We start from the raw sequence: 18,442 nt of genomic DNA, 5'->3' as shown, positions 1-18,442 counted from the left end.
GCTGGAGGGCGTCCTCGCCCACGAGCTGTCCCACGTCGCGCACCGCGACGTCGCGGTGATCACCATCGCCTCCTTCCTGGGCGTGATCGCCGGACTCATGGTCCGCTTCGCCTTCTACTCCCAGCTCTTCGGAGGCCGCGACCGCCGCGACGACGACCAGAACACCGCCGCGCTGCTGTTCGCGGTCATGGCGGTCTCCGCCCTCGTCTACGCCCTCAGCTTCCTGCTCATCCGCGCCCTGTCCCGCTACCGCGAACTGGCCGCCGACCGGGCCGCCGCCCTGCTCACCGGCCGCCCCTCCGCGCTGGCGTCGGCGCTGACCAAGGTCACGGGAGACATCGCCCGCATCCCCACCCAGGACCTTCGCACCGCGCAGGCCTTCAACGCCTTCTTCTTCACCCCCGCCCTCGGACCGGGCTCGACCGTGGCGAACCTGTTCTCCACCCACCCCACCCTGGAGCGCCGCCTCGACCAACTCGCCGAGATCTCCGCCGAGCTGGGCCGCCCGGCGCCATGACCCTGAAGCGCACACCGTCAGGAGTACGGGACATGAGCGACGACTCGGCACCGACGGCCCAGCGGGCCCTGGTGGTCGACGACGAGGTGGAACTCGGCCGCCTGGTCGGGGACTACCTGTCCCGCGAGGGCTTCGCCGTGGACGTCGTACGCAACGGCGCCGACGCGTTGGAGCTGGCCCGTACGACAGCGCCGGACGTCGTCGTGCTCGATGTATGTGGGGAGCGTCCGCCAACGGCAAGAAGGACGGCACCCTGCCGGTCCGGCAGGGTGAGCGGATCAGGCTGGTCCTGGTGAACAAGTCCATGATGTGGCACCCGATCCATCTGCACGGCCACACCTTCCAGGTGGACACCGGCTCCACCCCGGGACCGCGCAAGGACTCGGTCATCGTCCCGCCCATGAGCCGGATCACCGTGGAGTTGGACGCGAACAACCCGGGCCAGTGGGCGCTGCACTGCCACAACATCTACCACGCGGAGGCGGGCATGTTGACCATGCTCTCCTACGTCAAGTAGCCGCCATCCCCTCCCCGGGGGACCGCCGCTGCCACGGCAGCGGCGGTCAAGCGCTGTGTAAACGGGGGCCGCTAAGGGGGTGGGCGCAGCGGCAGGACGAGGGTGAAGCGCGCACCCTGCCCTCGCCCCGGTGAGGACGCCGTGACGTCTCCGCCGTGCGCACGTGCGATTCCCCGGGCGATCGTCAGGCCGACGCCCGAACCGGAGGAGCGGCGGGGCTGACCGGGTGCGCGGTAGAAGCGTTCGAAGACGCGCTCGACGTCCTCTGCGGCCAGACCCACGCCGGTGTCCGTCACGACGACCTCACCGAGGCTGCCGGAGCCGCGTGCGCTGATCGTGACGGTGCCGTCGGCGGGGGTGGCGAGCAGGGCGTTGCCCAGCAGGTTGGTCAGTACCTGGGTGATCCGGTCCGGATCGGCGCGTACCGGTACGACCGTGTCGGCGTCGACGACCAGCGTGAGGTGCGCATCGTCGAACTGGGGCGCGAGCCGCGCGGCGGCGCGTCGGGCCAGGTCCGACAGGTCGGCGTCGACGAGATGTAGGTCGAGGCGCTGTTCCTCGGCGCGGGACAGGCCGGACAGGTCGTCGGCGAGCCGGTGCAGCCGGCGCAGTTCCTCGCTGAGGGAGGCCAGGGTGTCCGGGCTCGCGGTGAACACACCGTCGATCAGGCCCTCGACGTAGCCGTCGAGTGCGGTCAGGGGGGTCCGCATCTCGTGGGCGACGTCGCCGAGCAGGCGGGTGCGCCGTGTCTCGGTGTCGGCCAGGGTGTGCCCGAGGGTGTTGACGTCGGTTGCCAGCGCGGCCAGTTCCGGTTCGGACGGAAGCGGGACGTCGACGTCGTACCGTCCGCCGGCGATCCTCCGGGTCGCGGTACGCACGGCATCCAGCGGGCGCAGCAGGCGGCGGGTGGCGAACGCCGCGAGGACTCCGGCGGCGGCGACACCGGCCAGGACGCCCACGAGCAGGGCGGTGTTGAGCGCGGTCTGGAAGGCGGCGTGCACCTGTGCGCCCGTCGCCGGGCCCATGCCGGGCATGTGGCCGTTCATCATCCCCATACGCTGGTCGAACAGATGCGGCGCGAGCAGCCGTACTGTCAGATAGGCCACGAGGGCGCCGACCACGGCCACGGCGGTGTGGGAGACGAACAGCCGCAGGGGCAGGCGCGCCCTCATCGCGGCCGGCCCACGAACTTGTAGCCCACGCCGCGCACCGTGGCGATCAGATGGGGATCGCTCGCGTCGTCACCCAGCCGTGCCCGCAGACTGCGGATGTGGACGTCGACGACGCGCTCGTCGCCGTAGAAGTCGTAACCCCATACGCGCTGCAGCAGTTGCGCGCGTGAGAACACCCGGCCCGGCGCGTCGGCCAGCGCGGCGAGTAGGTCGAACTCAAGGCTCGACAGAGCCACTTGCTTCCCTTCCACCGTCACCTCGCGGCCGGCGGGGTCGATGGTCAGGCCGTCGAAACGCAGCGGTGCGTCCTGGTCGGCCTGTGTTCCCCTGCCGCGGCGCAGCACCGCCTTCACCCGGGCCGTGACCTCGCGCGGGCTGAACGGCTTGGTCACGTAGTCGTCCGCACCCACGCCGAGTCCGACGAGCTTGTCGACCTCCTCCGCCCGTGCCGTGACCATGATCACGTAGGTGTCGGTGAAGCCGCGCAGCTGCCGGAGGACCTCCAGTCCGTCGATCCCCGGCAGCATCACGTCCAGGAGCACCAGGTCGGGCGGATCGCCGCGGAGCGCGGCGAGCGCCGTCTCCCCGTCGGCGGCCTCCGCCACCTGGAATCCGTCCGCCTCCAGATAGCCCCGCAGGACTCTCCGGATGTGCGGCTCGTCGTCGACCACCAGCACCCGCCGCATGGGCTCACTCCTCAAACGACACCACGACCAGGCAGCACCGTATGCGTGACTGCCTGGCCGCACCCAACCACTCACCCTCGGACAGAGGGCAGGGCCGGTGTCACATGCTGCCCATCCGCATGCCCATCGGTCCGTGACCCGCGCCGGTGCCATGGGCGTTGTCCACCATGCTGTCGATGTGGCTCTTGGCCTGCACGAGCTTCGACTTCCTCTGCTCGGCCGTCAGCGTGGTGTTGTCGTCGAGCTCGCTCTCGACCGCCGCGAGCATCGCGTCCTTGAGCCCGGAGACCGACTTGCCCTGCGCCTTGGCGATGTCCGCGAGCGACTTGCCCGCGTGCATCTGGCTCTGCAGGTCGGTGCGGCTCAGGCCGAGGTACTTCGCAGCGGCGTCCATGGGCGCGTGTTCGCCGAACCCCATGCCGTGCATGCCGCCGCCGCACATCCGGTTCGGCGAGGCGGACGCCGTGCTTGCGGCAGGCGAGCCCGTCGTGCCAGTCGCCGCCTGCGCGATACCGACGCCGCCGGCGAGTGCTCCGGCAACCCCGAGCGCCACCAGTCCTCGCGTCACGTCCTTACGGTTCAGCTTCATCGCTCTCGGCTCCCTGGTTCGTGTTCCGGCACTTGTCGAGCAGGTTCATCGGTGGCGCCCGACCCGGCGTGCGTAGCCCCGTCCCGGCCCGATGTCCCTACTCACCAGCATCGGAGCGGGCCGTGAAGCAACGACCGGCGCTCGTATGAAGCGTCTGTGAAGGCAGACCGGAACCTCACGTGGCGGTGGTGCGCACGGCCCGGCGGAACAGCAGCGCGGCCGTGAACGTGAGGCCCGCGAGCCAGGCGAGGGCGATGAGCAGCGGGCCGGTCTCGTCGAAGGACGCGGTGAGCGCGGCGTCGTACAGGACCCGCGAGGCGCCGTAGCCGGGCAGGGCCCGACCCAGGCCGGACACCTCGGAGTTGAGCATGGGACTCTGCTCGATGCCGAGGTCGAGGAACGGCACCAGGAAGGCGATGAACACGCCACCGACCCGCCCGACGAACGAGCCGATCAGCACGCCGATGAGGCCGTAGGTGAGACCTAGCAAGAGGTTGGCGACGAGGTAGAGACCCCATTGGCGGGCGTCGAACAGGGCCGCCGTGACGGCCACGGAGGCCGCGGTCGCGATCAGCGCACCCAGGGCGACGACGGACAGCCGGGCCACGAGCAGGCTGCGCGCTCGCAGCCCGGCCAGGACGAGACGCTGGTCGCCGGAGCGCGCCTGAAGGACGGTGAACAGTCCGACGAGCGCGGCGAGCGAGGCGATGGAGACCGGGGCCATGAAGCCGGGATGGGCGTCGGGGAACCAGAACCGCACCGCGACCCGGCGGCCGTTCTCGGGGAGCAGCATGGACTGGTACTCCTCCGGGGTGGTGACCGCGGCGAGCAGGATGAAGACGGTCGGCACGGCGATCAGCAGCGCCCACAGCACGCGATTGCGGCCGGCTTCGCGCAGCCCCATCCGCAGGGCGGTGGCCAGTTGGCCCGCCCGGTGGCGCGGCCGTGCGGCACGGCTGGTGGCGGCGACGACCGTCCAGCTGACGATGAGCGCGGCGGCGGTCCATACGAGCGCCCAGCCGAGGTCACCGATGCGGCCACCGTGGCGGGACGGCAGGTCCATCATCCACAGCGCCGCGAAGTGCGTCGGCAGGGGACGCGTCACCACCCGGTCCGCTGAGCCGAACGCCGGCCCGAGGAAGACGTCCAGGATCCACACGAAGAAGACGAGGACGGTGCCGTTGACCGGCCCTGGGACGAGAGCGCCGACCAGAGCCCCGATGCCCAGATAGATCACCGCGAACATCAGCGTCCCCGCAATGGTCCGGCCCGGTGCGTCGATGCCGGTGCGAGCTGCCAGGGTCACCAGGGCCGCGGCGGTGGCGGTGACGGCGAGCGCGAGCCCCGTGGCGAGCCGGGCGGCGACCAGCCGGGCGGGAGCCAGTCCCGCCAGCACCAGACGGCGGTCGGTGGCGCGGGCGGAGCGTATCTGGAAGTACATGGCGATGGCCGAGATGAACGCGGCCGCCCACCCGGCGGTGACCGTCTCCACCTCCACCCCGCCCTGCCCGCCGAGCAGTTCGGCGGCGTCCGCGATCTTCTGCGCGGCGATCGCCACGAACACGACCGGCACGATGACCAGCATCGACACGGTGACCGGATTGCGTGCCGTCTCGCTGACGTAGCGGCGTATGAGCAGGCCGGTGGTGGTCATCACGCCACCGCCTTGCCGTCTCGCGGCTGCGTCTTTCCGTCTCGCAGTTGCACGATGCGGTCGAAACGCTCCTCGTCGGTGACGAAGTGACTGATGATCAGCACGGACCGGCCCGCCTGCCGCCGTTGCCCGACGAGGTCCCAGAACTTCAGGTAGGTGTCGAAGTCGAAGCCCGCGTACGGCTCGTCCAGCAGCAGCACCTCGGGATCGGCCAGCAGTGCGAGGCCGAGGTTGAGCTTGGACAGCGTGCCGCCGGACAGCTGGTCGGAGCGGGTGGCGGCGTGCCGCTCGAAGCTGAGCGACTCGTAGATCGCCCGGCGGGCGCGTCGCTCGGCCTCGGGGGCCATCCCGTAGGCGCGGCCGAACAGCTCGAAGTGCTCGTCGCAGGTGAGGCGTTCGTAGACGATGGGCTCCTGGGGACAGTAGCCCAGCCGGCCGTCGTACGACACGGTGCCGGCGTCCGGCCGCAGCGCGCCCACGAGGATCTTCATCAGGGTGCTCTTGCCGGAGCCGTTCTCCCCGACCAGGCCCACGACCTCACCGTGGGCCAGCGACAGATCCGCGCCTCGCAGTACCGTCAGGCTGCGCCTGGCCGGCCAGACGCCGCGCCGGTAGGCCTTCTCGATCCCGGTGGCGGTCAGGACGGACTGCAGTTGCTGCGTCGACGATGCGTAGGCGGTCGACACGGGTGTGGCGGGGCTCATGGCTCCCTCCTCGGCTTCCCGGATGTGCCTCTCAGGCAGTGCCCGTTGACGTGCGGGACGGGATGTCGCGCATCGTGTCGGCGAAGGCGTGCACCAGCGCGGCGGAGGTGTAGCCGACTCCCCACAGACCCCAGGCCGCGGCGGGGGCGTCGATCGCCAGGAGCGCGGGCACCGGGGCCGCACAGATGGCAACCAGGGCAATCGCGGTACGGCCGACGGGGTGCACCTCGGCCGGGGCGCCCAGGTGCCCGAGGCGGATGAGACGGTAGGCGTACAGTCCGACGACGAGCACCTGCAGAGCGATCAGGGACCAGACGAGAGCGATCACGTCCCTCACCTCCGTGCGGTGGTGTGGCGCTCGTGCCGTGCCGGCGGGCCACTGCGCGGCGCGGGCGGACGGGTGCGCCACCTGGGCCAGAACTTGGGTGTGTGGGCGGCGTACGCGTCCCAGTCGGCGCCGAACTTCTCGGCGACCTCGCGCTCCTCGCTGCGGGCCAGCCGTGCGTAGACGTACACCAGGATCGGGAACATGATCAGGGTGGGGATGGTGGGCCACTGCAGCAGGAACCCGATCATGATGAGCAGGAAGCCGTCGTACTGCGGGTGGCGCACCCAGGCGTACGGGCCGGTCGTGGCCAGGCGGTCGTGCTGGGCGGCGTCGTGCAGCACCCTCCACGCGGCGGCGATCAACCAGAAGCCGACGGCAATGCCGACATAGCTGGCCAGGTGGAAGGGGCTCAGATGCGGGTCACCCTGCCAGTTGGTCAGATCGTTCCACAGGTGCCCGCCGGCGTGGGTGTCCTTCAGCAGCGGGAACTGGGAGCCGAGCCAGCTGCCGAGCAGGTAGATAGTCAGCGGAGTGCCGTACATCTCGGTGAACAGCGCCACCATGAAGGCGCTGTAGGCGCCCATCGCCCGCCAGTCCCGCTTGCTCTTCGGATGGAAGAAGCTCGCGGCGAAGACGATGAACAGCAGGGTGTTGAGCACCACCAGCGGCCACAGGCCGTATGCGGCGTCAGCCATCACGTCCTCCTTGGGGTGCGCTCGCCAAGAGCGAGGCCGTGCATCCTCGTGCGGTAAGTGGTCGCGTCGATCCGGCCGTGCAGTCGCAGTCCGACCAGCCACATCTCGGCGCTCTCCAGGGCGGCACGACGGCCCCTGATCCGGGCCAGCGGCGGGCAACGGCTTTCACTCGGCGTCACCAGCCGGGCGATGTCGTAGACCACGGCGGCCAGGATCAGCGAGCCGATCAGCACCGCCACCATGGCAGTCATGGCGCCTCTCTCACTGTTGCCGCATGGTGGCGGGGGCGACGGTGGTCCGGATCCCGCGCTATGAGCGGCCATGGCCGTAGGGGTGCTGATGACCGTCTTGATCGTGCTTGCGCAGCGGATCGCGGTCTCGGTCGGTGGACTCGTCCGTGTGGTCGTGTCCGCCGTGCATGCCTCCACCGTGCATGCCGCGCATCATGAAGATCATCATCAGCGGGCAGGCGGCCAGGACGGCCAGAAGTACGATCGTCCCAATGGGCACGCCCAGGGCCACGAGCCCGACGATCCCGATCGCTGCGGCGAGTGCGTACAGCGGACGCTTGTCGTTCGTCATGACGTCGCCTCCTTGGCTTCGTCTCGGATACCTCCACCCGGTACGGGTGGTCTATTTCCAGGCTGAGCCTGTTGTTGGCCGGTGGGCAGGGGCTGAGCGTGCCTAGGGGAGGGCCGAAGGTCCTCTGTCAGGAGGGCCGGACGGCCCCGCGCGCCTCATCTCGTCTGTCCCCGGGCCCCGAGTACGCGACGGATCGCCACTGTGCGTACATCGGGCTGGCGGCTCTTGTGCGCGAGCTCGTCCATCGCCCGGCGATAGGCGGCGCGATCGATCCGCTCCGCCAACACCAGGCGCACCCAACGACATTCGGCAGCGCCATCGCCGGCACGCCGGCCTCCGAGCCGGGCCAGCAGCACGCCGCAACGGCCCCGCGCGGCGACGACGCGCCGTACGGTGTCGACAGCGATCCATGCCAGCAGCGCCAGTCCGATCAGTGTCGACATGGCCGTCTCCGCTCTCGAGCCGGGCCGCCGGCGGGCTGTGGCTCTTGTGATCAGAGCCTTTGCCTGGCCGGTGCGGACACATCCACCGTGGTCCCCGCAGGCCGCGAATGCTATGGCGCTAAGGTCCTTAGTAATAGGTCGAACGGCCCCATCACGAGGACTCCGCCCGTTGGGTGCCGGTCACCGTGCCGGGGGTTCCTCCTTAGCCGTCCGCAGCGCCACGGTCTCCGGCATCGAGACGGGCCGGTCCTCCCGTTCGCGGTGGTTCCGGACAAGTGGGGGCAGGAAAACGCGGCCGGGACGAGGGCGACGCCGAAACGCGCGGTAACCACCCGCCCTCGTGTCGCGCGCGGTACCGCAGACAGGGGCCTGTCGGCCCCGCGGACGGGACAGCAGGCCCCTACGTGGTGGGGGTATCCACGGTCAGGATGGAATCCGCACCTCGTACACGGGAGAGACGGAGAGGAGGCGCACGGCGATGACCACAGCCCCCGGTCGCGGCCTCCGCCCGCGGGTATCAGAACCGCCGGGCTATCACAGCCAGAAGGCCGATCACCTGTCCCGGCTGCACAAGATCGAAGGCCAGGTGCGAGGCGTATCGCGCATGGTCGACGAGGACCGGTACTGCATCGATGTCCTCACCCAGATCGGCGCCGTCACCCGGGCGCTCCAGGAGGTCGCCCTGGGTCTGCTCAACGACCACACCAGGAACTGCCTGCTGACGGCGGCCCGTTCGGACCCGGAGGAGGCCGACGCGAGGCTCGACGAACTCGCCCTCGCCATGCGCCGGTTGACGCGGATGTGACCTCGGCCGTTCGTCGGCGGTCCGCGGGGAACGCCGCTGTGGAGACGCTGGGGCCGGTCGGCCCCAAGCGGCAGACGAGCGGCCCTGTCGACAGGGCCGCTCCACACAAGGGAGCTGTGCTGGCCAGAGTGTGTGCACGGTCTCCCTCGGTTACGACCTGGCGTCCATGACGCCCGCCCGCCAGAGCCCGATGGCGGGCGCCGCAACGCCGCCCGCCAGGTTGACGACCAGGATCGCCCTTGGAGTGGTCAGGCATGCCACCGGCGCTCGGGGCGGTCCAGTACATGCCGGGCATGTCGTCGGGCATGGTGCGCGCCGGCGGCCTGGTGGCCCTCCCAACCGAAACCGTCTACGGACTGGGCGCCAACGCCGAAGACCCCGCTGCCGTCTCACGCATCTTCCAGGTCAAGGGACGTCCACCCTCCCATCCGCTGATCGTCCACATCGGCGGCGCGCAGTATCTGGGCGACTGGGTCCAGGATGTGCCCGCGACGGCGCGCCTGCTGGCTGAGCACTTCTGGCCGGGGCCGCTCACGCTGGTCCTGCGGCGTGGTCGGCGGGTGCCCCTGGAAGCCACGGGTGGCCTGGAGACGGTGGCCGTGCGTGTGCCCGACCACCCCGTTGCCCTCGCGCTGCTGTCGGCCTTCGGCGGCGGTGTCACCGCCCCGTCCGCCAATCGCTTCGGCTCGGTGAGCCCCACCACGGCCGACCACGTCCGGGCGGAGCTCGGGGATGCCGTCGACTTCGTCCTGGACGGCGGTCCCTGCGGGGTCGGCGTCGAGTCGACCATCGTCGACGTCATGGGTGAGACCCCGGCCATCCTCCGGCCCGGCGGAGTGACCCGCGAGGACCTCGAAGCGGTGCTGGGGTATCCGATCGAGGTCCCGTCCACGAGCCAGGTCCGGGTGCCGGGCCAGCACCCGTCGCACTACGCGCCGTCCGCGCGGGTCGTCCTGGTCGAGCCGGAGAAGGTCGTCGACGAGGCGCGGCTCGCGCAGGAGCAGGGGCATCAGGTCGGCGTCCTTCTCCCCCCGTCCCTCGCCGTCACCCCGGTGAAGGCGCACGCCATGGTGGATGTCCCAGCGTCCCTGGCCGACTACGCGCGCGAGCTGTACGGGTTCCTGCGCGAACTCGACCAGCGGGGGTGCGACCTCATCCTCGCCTCCTTGCCGGTGGAGGAGGGGCTGGGCCTGGCGATCGCCAACCGGCTGCGCCGCGCCGCGGGGCCCCGGCCCACCGCGTGACCAGCACCGACGGTGGACCTCTCGCGCCACCGGACGCGATTTATCTACTCCTCTGCACACAATGCCCTCGTGCAGCTGCTGCCCATTCCTTGCCCCGCCCACCTCATTCCGGACGCCACCGGCACCGACGCCTTCCACGACGCGTACCGGACGGCCATGGCGCAGCAGGCTGTGTTCGTCGCCATCGAGTCCGAAAGACGGCAGCGGTGGATCGTGAAGGCGGACACGCTCACTGCCGGCTCCGGCCACGCTGTCGACGATGCCGTCAACGATGCGGTCCGGGCCGCGATCACCTGCCTGGTCGAAAACCGTGAGGTCGACCTGGACGCCTACGCAGGACCGATCTACTTCATGATGCACGGCCTACGGAGCGAAGACCGAGCCCGCGAACTCGCGGCTGCACTCCACGCCGCCCTATACGGAGACGTGGGACCCCTGACCCGCGCTGTGCCTCCCGTCCCCTGACGGCCGACCGCGGCAGATCCTGCTGAGCTGCTTTCCCACATCTTCGCTGCGGGATATCCGGGCTGGTCAGCGTGGATGAGCGGGCATAGGCGGATCACCGTGACGGTGGTTGTTCGGCGTCGGCTTCGCGGCTGGTGAAGATCTCCAGGAGGAGGCGGACGGGCAGTCCGGCCTCGGCCGGATGCCGGAAGGTTCCGTCCGGGTGCAGGACGTACTGGTTGCGCCGCCCGACGCGTTCCCGGCTGACGTAGCCGGCCTGTTCCAGGTCGGCCACGATCTTCTGGGCGGCGCGCTCAGTGATCCGGCAGGTGGCGGCGATGGAGCGTAGCCGGGCGGTCGGGTCGCGGGCGATGGTCAGCAGCACTCGGGCGTGATTGGTCAGAAACGTCCACTGCCTGACCCGGGTGCCCATCGTGACCAGCCCTTTCTGTCGCTGTCAGGCTAGGCGCAGGGACGGACAGCGGCCGAGTAATACCGGAAATCTCGTGCATATGTTTGCGACCCCGATCAGGCAGTGATCCGGGTGGCGGGCCGTGTTTGCCCGGCTCAGCCCGCGGTACTCACCCTTTTTGTGTGAACTCGCGGTACTGGCGAGAGGCCGCAGGTTCACCTCCTTCAGTCGTGGGGTCGGGACACCCGGCTCCACGGTCACGTGCTGTCTGGCCCACTCACCTGGTTGAATCGGCCGGTGAAGGCGGCCCGGACGGGCATAGCTCTGGTTGTCCCGGGCCGCCTTCGTTTGCGCAGGCAGGTGTCCTGGTACTCGTCCTTCGTGACTCGTGGTTTGGACCCAAGCTTCGGGATCGCCGCCGTTCCCCAGTATGGGGTCGGCCACCGGTCGGCCCCATGAGCGTGTCTGGCCGCAGCCGCCATCGGCGTCTGAGTCGGCCGTCGTCCCAACTCCCCTCACTCACAGTGGATATTGGACAGTTTCTGGGGGGGGGGGGGCTGCGCCGCGGCGGTCAGGACGCCGTAGGCACAGCCGCGTCGAGGCCGCGAGCGGCGACGAGTTGGGCACTGCCGTCGGCCAGGCGGTAGCGCGGGCCCACCACGGCGGTCTGGCCGGCGGCGACCTTGTCGGCGAGGACTCGGGAGCGGTCCAGCAGCAGGTCGGCGGTGTGCCTTATGTGCTCGGCGAGGATCTCCTCCGGCTCAACCCGTCCGGCGGCCCGGGCGGCCAGCACGCTGGGGGTCACCCGCTCGACGACGTCCCGGACGTACCCGTCGGCGTCACGCCGTCCTCCAGCGCGGCGCACGCCGCGCCGACCGCGCCGCACGAGTCGTGCCCGAGGATCACGACCAGTGGGCAGCCCAGCACCTCCACGCCGAACTCGATGCTGCCCAGCACATCCGGGCCCATGACGTGGCCAGCGGTGCGCACCACGAACAGGTCGCCCAGACCTCGGTCAAAGATGATCTCGGCGGCCAGCCGGGAGTCGGAACACCCGAACAGCACGGCGAAGGGCTGCTGGGACGGTGCGGTCTCGGCGCGGCGAGTGGCGTCCTGGTTCGGGTGCTCAGGGGTGCCGGCCACGAAGCGCTGGTTACCGGCCAGCGCGGCTTCGTGACCGGCGGCCACCACCGGATCTGGCGCGCCGACCACTACCTGATCGGCGCCGCGGCGTACCGGCGCCTGCAGGTCTGAGTGACAGGGAGTGCGAGCGGAGGCGGGCGTGCCGGCGACGCCGGTGAGTTGGGCGGCAGGGCCCTCCGGGGTGCGGCGGTGGGCCATACGACCCCACTGCCGCCGCCCCGCCGCGACGGCCGCGCCTTCAGATGTAGCCTCTCGCCATGAATACCCACCCGGGTATTTCGGGTTCGAGCACGTCTGCCCGGGCAATTCGGCGCAGGAAAGGAGAGCGGACATGGCGTACGACCGGATGAAGGTCGAGGTGGCGGCGCCCTTCGGTGAGACCGTGGAGCGGGTGCGCACCGCACTGGCGGAGCAGGGCTTCGGTGTGCTGACCGAGATCGACGTGACGGCGACGCTGCGTGCGAAACTCGGCGCCGAGATGGAGGACTACCTGATCCTGGGCGCCTGCAACCCGCCGCTCGCTCACCGGGCACTGGAGACAGACCGGTCGATCGGGCTGTTGCTGCCCTGCAACGTCGTCGTCCGCAGCGCAGGCGACCGGACCGTCGTCCAGGTGCTGGACCCGCAGTCCATGGTCGATCTCACCCGGCTGGAGGCCCTGAAACCGGTGGCCGATGAAGCGGCCGCCCGGCTGCAGGCGGCCCTGGCGTCGCTCGCGTGACGCTGCGGGCGCGGCAGTAGGCGGGCTGCGGAGCGGGCCCTGCGCACACCCGGGGTGGTCTCGGGGATTGCGGTCAGTCCGTGCGGCAGCCGATGAGCGTCGAGGCGGCCGGCCGGAAGGCGGTGCCGGTGAGCGCCCTGGCCAGGACCGTGATGAGTCAGCCGTGAGCGGCGATGAGCTGGTCCAGGCGGACGCCGGGGAAGTCGCGCTGGAGGAGGTCGGCCTGCCAGTGGTTGCGGAAGAGGGCGAGCTGGGCCTTGTCGCGGACGCGGGTGAGCGCCTCGCCCCTGATCCGGGAACGGCCCAGCGCCTCGGCGCCGGCCGCATCGGTGGCCAGTGCGAGGCGGTACGGCAGTGGCTCCAGCCTGACCGGGGCGGAGAACTCGCCCGCCATCCGGGCGGTGACCACCTCGAACTGCATCGGGCCGACCGCGGCCAGGACGGGGGCCTGTTCGCCGCGCAGATCGGAGACGAGCACCTGCACCACGCCCTCCTCGTCCAGTTGGGCGATACTCCGTCGGAACTGCTTGGAGCGGCTGACGTCGACGGGCCGGGCGACGGCGAAGTGCTCGGGTGCGAAGGAGGGGATGGGCGGGAAGACGGCGGCCTGGCCCGCGTAGAGAGTGTCGCCCACCCGAAGGCTGTGGGCGTTGACCAGGCCGACCACGTCGCCGGGGTAGGCGATGTCGACGGTGGAGCGGTCCTGTCCGAACAGGCTGTGCGCGTACTTGGTGGCGAACGGTCTTCCGGTGGCGGCGCGCGTGAGGGTCATGCCGCGTTCGAAGACGCCGGAGCACACCCGTATGAAGGCGATCCGGTCTCGGTGCCCGGGGTTCATGTTCGCCTGCACCTTGAACACCAGCCCCGCGAATGGCGCGTCGACGGGGCGGGTGCCGCCGCCCGCCAGCTCCCGCGGCCCCGGGGGCGGGGCGAGGTCGATGACGGCCTCCAGCAGCAGGCGTACGCCGATGTTGGATATGGCCGCGCCGAAGAACACCGGCGTGGTCCGGCCCGCCAGGAACGCCTCCTGGTCGTGCACGGCGCCGGCGGCCCGCAGCAGCTCCAGCTCCTCCACCGCCTGGTCCCAGTCCGTGCCCTCCTCGGCCGCTGCCTGCTCGGCCGGGATCGCTTCCTCGACGGCCTCCTGGGCTCCGCCCAGGGTGCGGGTATAGCGCAGCATCTGACCGGGCGTTCGTACGGCGATCAGGCCGCGCAGATTCCCGGCGTCCCCGACCGGCCAGGTGACCGGGGTGGGCCTGAGGCGGAACTCGCGCTCGATCTCGTCCAGCAGCTGCAGCGCCTCACGACCGGGCCGGTCCCACTTGTTGACAAACGTGATCACGGGAATGCCGCGGTGGCGGCAGACGTCGAAGAGCTTGCGGGTCTGCTCCTCCAGGCCCTTGGCCGCGTCGATGAGCATCACCGCGCAGTCCACCGCGGCCAGGACGCGATAGGTGTCCTCGGAGAAGTCCGCGTGGCCGGGGGTGTCCAGCAGGTTGAGCACGCACCCGCGGTGCGCGAACTGCAGCACGGCGGCGGTGATCGAGATGCCGCGGGCCTTCTCCATCTCCATCCAGTCCGAGGCCACCCGACGCCTACCCGCCTTGCCGTGTACCGCCCCTGCCCTGGTGATGGCGTGGGCGTGCAGCGCGAGAGCCTCGGTGAGGGTGGACTTGCCCGCGTCGGGATGGCTGATCACCGCGAAGGTGCGCCGCCGCGCCGCCTCATGGGCCGCAGCCGCTCTGACGTCCGGGATCACCGCACCGCCTCCGCACCGGTGATGGCAGCCGCCACGGCGCCATGAGCCGGGTGAGGCATCCGAACCGAGAGTGGACGACGCCGTACGCCGACGTCCGCTCCCGGCACGGGTATGTGCACCGTGCGGCGACCTCGACCCGGTACGTGCCCCATGCAGCCAGTTCCTTGTGCCTGTTCGTCAGTCTCCGGATCGGGGTGTCCTCTGCTCAACGGAGTCGAGAGCTCGGGGCAGATGTTCCTTCGCCGGGCGGTTCCTCCATATTCCATGGTGTCCGCCTGCTGGTCCACGGCCTGACCACATCTGATCGTGGATCGGCGACGTGCGAGCGGTCACGCCTTCAGGGCGCCATGCGCTCGCCGGGCTGGAGTAATGCGGCGGAGCTCCTCTTGATCGCCCTCAGAGATTCGGCGCCCGCGCGATCGGGTCAGGGCGCTGTCGACCGTTCCTGATACGAAGGCGCAGCCGCGACCTCGACCGCGCTGAACCGGCGGCCTGACCTTCCGCCCCAGCTGGCCCGTACCTTGGCGGCGTGCCGACCGGCCCACCCAGTTGGCCACATGCTCGGGCAGCGGAGCACCGACGCGTCGGGATGGCCGCGAGCGGGCATGCGGCGAGAAGCGCCTACGACTTCGCGTCCATCACGCCGGCCCGCCAGAGCCCGATGACGGCTGCCACCACACCGCCCGCCAGGTAGAAAACGGAGTGACCGCCGGGGAGGACCTCCAGGTCGCTGAACTCCTCGATCCAGTTCACCACGATGACCACCAGGCTCAGGCAGAACAGGGACCATCCGAAGATCCTGTTCGGCACGGACCGGGTGTGCACCCTCCCGATCTTGACCTTGTTGTGCTTGATGCTGCTGCTGTCGCTCATGCGCTCGCCTTCTCCGCTGCGGGGGCATCCGCCCCGGTGTCCCTCTGCGTGATGTCCTCCACGCCCGGGCGCCGCCGGGCCGAGATGACCAGGTAGGCGACGGCGCCGGCGAACACCGCGACCGAGGTCCAGTTGTTCAGCCGCAGGCCCAGGAACTGGTGCGCCTCGTCGATCCGCAGGTACTCGATCCAGAACCGGCCCGCGGTGTACGCGGCCACGTAGAGCGCGAAGGCCCGTCCGTGGCCCATGGCGAAGCGCGCGCCGGCCCAGATGACCAGTACCGCGACGCCCACGTCCCACAGCGACTCGTACAGGAAGGTGGGGTGGAACGTCGCCACGTCCGCGTAGCCCTCAGGTCGCTTGTCCGGGGAGATCTCCAGGCCCCAGGGGAGGGTCGTCGGGCGGCCGAAGAGTTCCTGGTTGAACCAGTTGCCCCACCGCCCGATGGCCTGCGCGATGGCGATGCCGGGCGCGACCGCGTCCGCGTACGCCGGGAACGAGACCCCGTGGCGGCGGCACGCGATCCAGGCGCCGAGGCCGCCCAGCGCGATGGCGCCCCAGATGCCGAGGCCGCCCTCCCAGACGTACAGGGCCTTGATGGGCTCGCCGCCCTCGCCGAAGTACGCGTCCGGGCTGGTGATCACGTGGTAAATGCGGCCGCCGACGAGCCCGAAGGGCACGGCCCAGATGGCGATGTCGGCGACCGTCTCCTTCTTGCCGCCGCGGGCCACCCAGCGGCGCGTGCCGAGCCAGACGGCGACGAAGACGCCGATGATGATGCAGAAGGCGTACGCCCTGAGCGGTACCGGACCCAGGTACAGGACTCCGGTCGAGGGGCTGGGCAGTGCGGCGAGTTGCATATCCGCACTATAGGCGATTCAGCTAAGTAGATTAGTAAATTGCCGGTCATGCTCGGACCCACCGTCGGTCGTCGTGGGCGGGACGGCAACGCGCCGGGCGCGCCGTACGAACAGCAGGAGCCCGACGAGCACGGGCGCCCCCAGCAGCACCTCGGGCCATACGCCGAGCCACTCGGAGAGGGTGAGCTGCGAAGCGAGCGGCACGCGCTCCACCAGGTGACCGCCACGCCAGGTCCCCAGCCGGTCCATGACCTGTCCGTCCGGCCCGACGATGGCGCTGACCCCGCTCGTCGAGGCGAGGGCGACCGCGCGTCCGTACTCGATCGCGCGGATGCGGGCCATCGCGAGCTGCTGCTCGGACTGCCCGGCCTGGATGCCGCGCTCGTACGTCGCGTTGTTCGTCTGGACGACGAGGAGGTTGGCGCCCGCCCGTACGGTGTCGCGGACCCGGTCGTCGTACGCGATCTCGTAGCAGATCACGTCACCGAGCCGCGCCCGCCCCGCCTCCAGTGGGGCCGTCGAGGTGCCCGGCAGCAGGTCGCGGGGGATGAGTTGGAGCGCGCCGAGACCGCCGAGGAGCGAGCGTGCCGGGATGTACTCGCCGAAGGGGACGAGCTGGCGCTTGGCATACCAGGAGGCCGGGCCCTGGCCGGGCAGCCACAGCTGGCCGGCGTTGTAGGCCCGGTCGCCGGGGGCTTCCAGCATGGCGCCGATCAGGAGGGGGCTGTCCAGTTCCCGGACCGAGTCGGCGACCAGCGAGCCGAGCTCCGGATTGCGTCCCGGATCGCCGTCGAGGGAGTTCTCCGGCCACAGGACGACGTCCGGACGTGGGACCTCGCCGCGACGTACGGCGTCGGCCAGGGCCTTGGTCTCACGGGCATGGTTTTGTGCGACGCCGCGCACTCGGGCCTGCTCCTCCAGCGTGCGCTCGCGTTCGACGTTGCCCTGGACGACGGCGACCACGGCGCTCGGCCCGGATGGTCCCGGGGTGGGGAGGACGACCGGTGTCGTGATCAGGGCGACCGAGCCGAGGCCCACGGCCGCGCTGATGTGCCGACGGCCGCCGCGCCACTCCGTCACGCCGTACACCAGCAGTGATCCCAGGAGCGCGACGACGAAGGAGAGGGCTGGGCCGCCGCCGACTGCGGCCCAGCCCGCATAGGGGGCATCCGCCTGCGCGAAGGCCAGTCGTCCCCAGGGGAAGCCGCCGAGCGGGGCCCGACCACGTACCGCCTCCAGGGCCACCCACCACGCGGCGGTGTACAGCGGCCAGGCCGGCAGCGCGAGCAAGCGGGGCAGCGGCATCGCGGCGAGCGCGAAGAACAGGGCCTGGACCGCCGTGAGGGCGAGCCACGGGACCAGGCCGAGGTTCGCCAGCCAGATGATCAGCGGGGCGAGGAAGGCGAGGCCGAAGATCCCGCCCGCGGCGAAGGCGGACCGGGCGCGCCGCCCGTGCACCGCCATGATCAGCAGAGCCGGACCGAGCGGGGCCAGGAACCACCATCCGACCGGCGGGAACGAGGCGTAAAGCAGCAGTCCACCGGTGGAGGCCGCTGCCCAGGAACGGAGCGTGGCCGCACTGGGGCGGGGCACGCGCGGAGGACCGGCCCTCACGAAGGCACTGCGCAGACGTTCGCGGTGCGCAGTCGCCGGACCAGCGCATGGACGAGCAGGGCTACCGACGCCACGGCGAGCACCGGCTGCACCGGCGCGAAGTACGACAGGGCGCCGCTGACACCAATGGCCAGCACCACGAGCTTGTTGCAGATCGGACAGCCGACCGCGAAGGCCGACAGCAGTCCCGCGCCGAGGGCGCGAACGGTACGGGGACGCTCGGGCGGCCCGGCCGCGGGGACGTCGGCCGGGCCGATGCGGACGTACGTGGCCACCAGGAGCCCCTCGAGCGCGGAGCTGACCAGCCACACCGGGTAGTTCCACCACAACACCGGAGTCATCCGCGTGTAGAAGGGGGTCGGTACGACGCCCGTCGGGACGCCGATGACGAGTGCGGCGATCAGTGTCACCGCTACTGCCACGACCCATCTGCGGGCGGGCCAGGTGCGCATGGGGCTGCTCCTCGGGATCGGACCGCCGACCGGAGGGCCCGGCGGACGGGGGGCGCCTAGGGACGTCTCCGGTCGGCGTCTGGCGGCCATGCTAAGTCACTAATCGCCTTAGTAGCAATGAGGGCTTGATCGATGGATCAATGGCGAGAATGGCGGGGCCGAGGCTCGATGACGCGCTGGCCATGGGCAAGGCCGGTCATGCGTCGCTGGTAGGAGGCTGTGTCGATC

23 protein-coding genes and 1 pseudogene are annotated in these 18,442 nt (G+C 70.7%); 7 read left to right on the top strand and 17 right to left on the bottom strand.

Annotated elements, in window-relative coordinates:
• From OO68_RS39880 to OO68_RS39875, 3 genes are all read left to right on the top strand, one after another.
• The coding region (locus OO68_RS39880; RefSeq protein WP_033314378.1) for a M48 family metalloprotease at positions 1–517 on the top strand (517 nt) is incomplete at its 5' end.
• A gap of 32 nt (positions 518–549) precedes the next feature.
• Positions 550–813: a response regulator gene (locus OO68_RS47050; RefSeq protein ID WP_078625779.1), complete on the top strand. Its 264-nt coding sequence runs from the start codon at positions 550–552 to the stop codon at positions 811–813.
• A complete protein-coding gene (locus OO68_RS39875) occupies positions 732–1,034 on the top strand; it encodes a multicopper oxidase domain-containing protein (protein WP_033314377.1) in 303 nt (100 codons plus the stop codon). Before OO68_RS47050 ends, OO68_RS39875 begins: the two co-directional genes overlap by 82 nt.
• A 71-nt stretch (positions 1,035–1,105) precedes the next feature.
• Here OO68_RS39875 and OO68_RS39870 read toward each other — a convergent pair whose 3' ends face one another.
• From OO68_RS39870 to OO68_RS39825, 10 genes are all read right to left on the bottom strand, one after another.
• Positions 1,106–2,206, bottom strand: coding sequence for a sensor histidine kinase (locus tag OO68_RS39870; RefSeq protein ID WP_033314376.1), 1,101 nt, complete (start codon positions 2,204–2,206; stop codon positions 1,106–1,108).
• Positions 2,203–2,892, bottom strand: a complete 690-nt coding sequence (locus tag OO68_RS39865; RefSeq protein WP_033314375.1) for a response regulator — start codon at positions 2,890–2,892, stop codon at positions 2,203–2,205. The genes OO68_RS39870 and OO68_RS39865 overlap by 4 nt, the downstream gene beginning before the upstream one ends.
• Positions 2,893–2,992: 100 nt before the next feature.
• Complete coding sequence (locus OO68_RS43345; protein ID WP_051814996.1) at positions 2,993–3,481, bottom strand: hypothetical protein; 489 nt, start codon at positions 3,479–3,481, stop codon at positions 2,993–2,995.
• 175 nt (positions 3,482–3,656) lie between these two features.
• On the bottom strand, positions 3,657–5,135 hold the full coding sequence (locus OO68_RS39855) for an ABC transporter permease (protein WP_033314374.1): 1,479 nt from the start codon (positions 5,133–5,135) through the stop codon (positions 3,657–3,659).
• On the bottom strand, positions 5,135–5,839 hold the full coding sequence (locus tag OO68_RS39850) for an ABC transporter ATP-binding protein (RefSeq protein WP_033314373.1): 705 nt from the start codon (positions 5,837–5,839) through the stop codon (positions 5,135–5,137). Before OO68_RS39850 ends, OO68_RS39855 begins: the two co-directional genes overlap by 1 nt.
• A 31-nt stretch (positions 5,840–5,870) precedes the next feature.
• On the bottom strand, positions 5,871–6,167 hold the full coding sequence (locus OO68_RS39845) for a hypothetical protein (RefSeq protein ID WP_033314372.1): 297 nt from the start codon (positions 6,165–6,167) through the stop codon (positions 5,871–5,873).
• Between the two features lie 5 nt (positions 6,168–6,172).
• A complete protein-coding gene (locus OO68_RS39840; protein ID WP_033314371.1) occupies positions 6,173–6,862 on the bottom strand; it encodes a methyltransferase family protein in 690 nt (229 codons plus the stop codon).
• Complete coding sequence (locus OO68_RS39835; protein WP_033314370.1) at positions 6,862–7,113, bottom strand: hypothetical protein; 252 nt, start codon at positions 7,111–7,113, stop codon at positions 6,862–6,864. The genes OO68_RS39840 and OO68_RS39835 overlap by 1 nt, the downstream gene beginning before the upstream one ends.
• A gap of 58 nt (positions 7,114–7,171) precedes the next feature.
• On the bottom strand, positions 7,172–7,444 hold the full coding sequence (locus OO68_RS39830) for a DUF2933 domain-containing protein (RefSeq protein WP_063739372.1): 273 nt from the start codon (positions 7,442–7,444) through the stop codon (positions 7,172–7,174).
• 155 nt (positions 7,445–7,599) lie between these two features.
• Complete coding sequence (locus OO68_RS39825) at positions 7,600–7,887, bottom strand: hypothetical protein (RefSeq protein WP_033314369.1); 288 nt, start codon at positions 7,885–7,887, stop codon at positions 7,600–7,602.
• Between the two features lie 478 nt (positions 7,888–8,365).
• On the opposite strand from OO68_RS39825, the gene OO68_RS39820 reads away from it, so the two are divergent.
• The 3 genes from OO68_RS39820 (at position 8,366) to OO68_RS39810 (ending at position 10,401) form a co-directional block, all read left to right on the top strand.
• Positions 8,366–8,692 carry a metal-sensitive transcriptional regulator gene (locus OO68_RS39820; protein ID WP_033314368.1) on the top strand — a complete coding sequence of 109 codons (327 nt, stop codon included), beginning with the start codon at positions 8,366–8,368 and terminating at the stop codon, positions 8,690–8,692.
• A gap of 305 nt (positions 8,693–8,997) precedes the next feature.
• Positions 8,998–9,936, top strand: coding sequence for an L-threonylcarbamoyladenylate synthase (locus tag OO68_RS39815; protein ID WP_051814999.1), 939 nt, complete (start codon positions 8,998–9,000; stop codon positions 9,934–9,936).
• Positions 9,937–10,005: 69 nt separating this feature from the next.
• A complete protein-coding gene (locus OO68_RS39810; protein WP_033314367.1) occupies positions 10,006–10,401 on the top strand; it encodes a hypothetical protein in 396 nt (131 codons plus the stop codon).
• 94 nt (positions 10,402–10,495) lie between these two features.
• On the opposite strand, the gene OO68_RS39805 is transcribed toward OO68_RS39810, so the two are convergent.
• Both OO68_RS39805 and OO68_RS42810 read right to left on the bottom strand, forming a co-directional pair.
• Positions 10,496–10,813 carry a helix-turn-helix transcriptional regulator gene (locus OO68_RS39805; protein ID WP_033314366.1) on the bottom strand — a complete coding sequence of 106 codons (318 nt, stop codon included), beginning with the start codon at positions 10,811–10,813 and terminating at the stop codon, positions 10,496–10,498.
• 550 nt (positions 10,814–11,363) lie between these two features.
• Positions 11,364–12,004: pseudogene (locus OO68_RS42810) on the bottom strand (carbonic anhydrase).
• 262 nt (positions 12,005–12,266) lie between these two features.
• On the opposite strand from OO68_RS42810, the gene OO68_RS39795 reads away from it, so the two are divergent.
• Positions 12,267–12,656, top strand: a complete 390-nt coding sequence (locus OO68_RS39795; protein WP_033314365.1) for a DUF302 domain-containing protein — start codon at positions 12,267–12,269, stop codon at positions 12,654–12,656.
• A 157-nt stretch (positions 12,657–12,813) separates the two neighbouring features.
• Here the strand turns inward: OO68_RS39795 and OO68_RS39790 are convergent, their stop codons facing one another.
• The 5 genes from OO68_RS39790 to OO68_RS39770 all read right to left on the bottom strand — a co-directional run bounded on the left by OO68_RS39790 (position 12,814) and on the right by OO68_RS39770 (position 18,214).
• Positions 12,814–14,415, bottom strand: a complete 1,602-nt coding sequence (locus OO68_RS39790) for a peptide chain release factor 3 (RefSeq protein WP_237480933.1) — start codon at positions 14,413–14,415, stop codon at positions 12,814–12,816.
• Between the two features lie 621 nt (positions 14,416–15,036).
• Positions 15,037–15,288 (bottom strand): hypothetical protein, encoded by a 252-nt coding sequence (locus OO68_RS39785; protein WP_033314364.1) that lies wholly within the window; start codon positions 15,286–15,288, stop codon positions 15,037–15,039.
• A complete protein-coding gene (gene lgt, locus OO68_RS39780; protein WP_033314363.1) occupies positions 15,285–16,148 on the bottom strand; it encodes a prolipoprotein diacylglyceryl transferase in 864 nt (287 codons plus the stop codon). Before lgt ends, OO68_RS39785 begins: the two co-directional genes overlap by 4 nt.
• An 18-nt stretch (positions 16,149–16,166) precedes the next feature.
• A complete protein-coding gene (gene lnt, locus OO68_RS39775) occupies positions 16,167–17,741 on the bottom strand; it encodes an apolipoprotein N-acyltransferase (protein WP_051814995.1) in 1,575 nt (524 codons plus the stop codon).
• 17 nt (positions 17,742–17,758) lie between these two features.
• Positions 17,759–18,214 carry a hypothetical protein gene (locus OO68_RS39770; RefSeq protein ID WP_033314362.1) on the bottom strand — a complete coding sequence of 152 codons (456 nt, stop codon included), beginning with the start codon at positions 18,212–18,214 and terminating at the stop codon, positions 17,759–17,761.
• Positions 18,215–18,442: the final 228 nt, after the last annotated feature.

This window comes from Streptomyces iakyrus (assembly GCF_000717055.1).
Classification (GTDB): domain Bacteria; phylum Actinomycetota; class Actinomycetes; order Streptomycetales; family Streptomycetaceae; genus Streptomyces; species Streptomyces iakyrus.
This window is presented reverse-complemented; position numbering and strand designations above follow the sequence as displayed.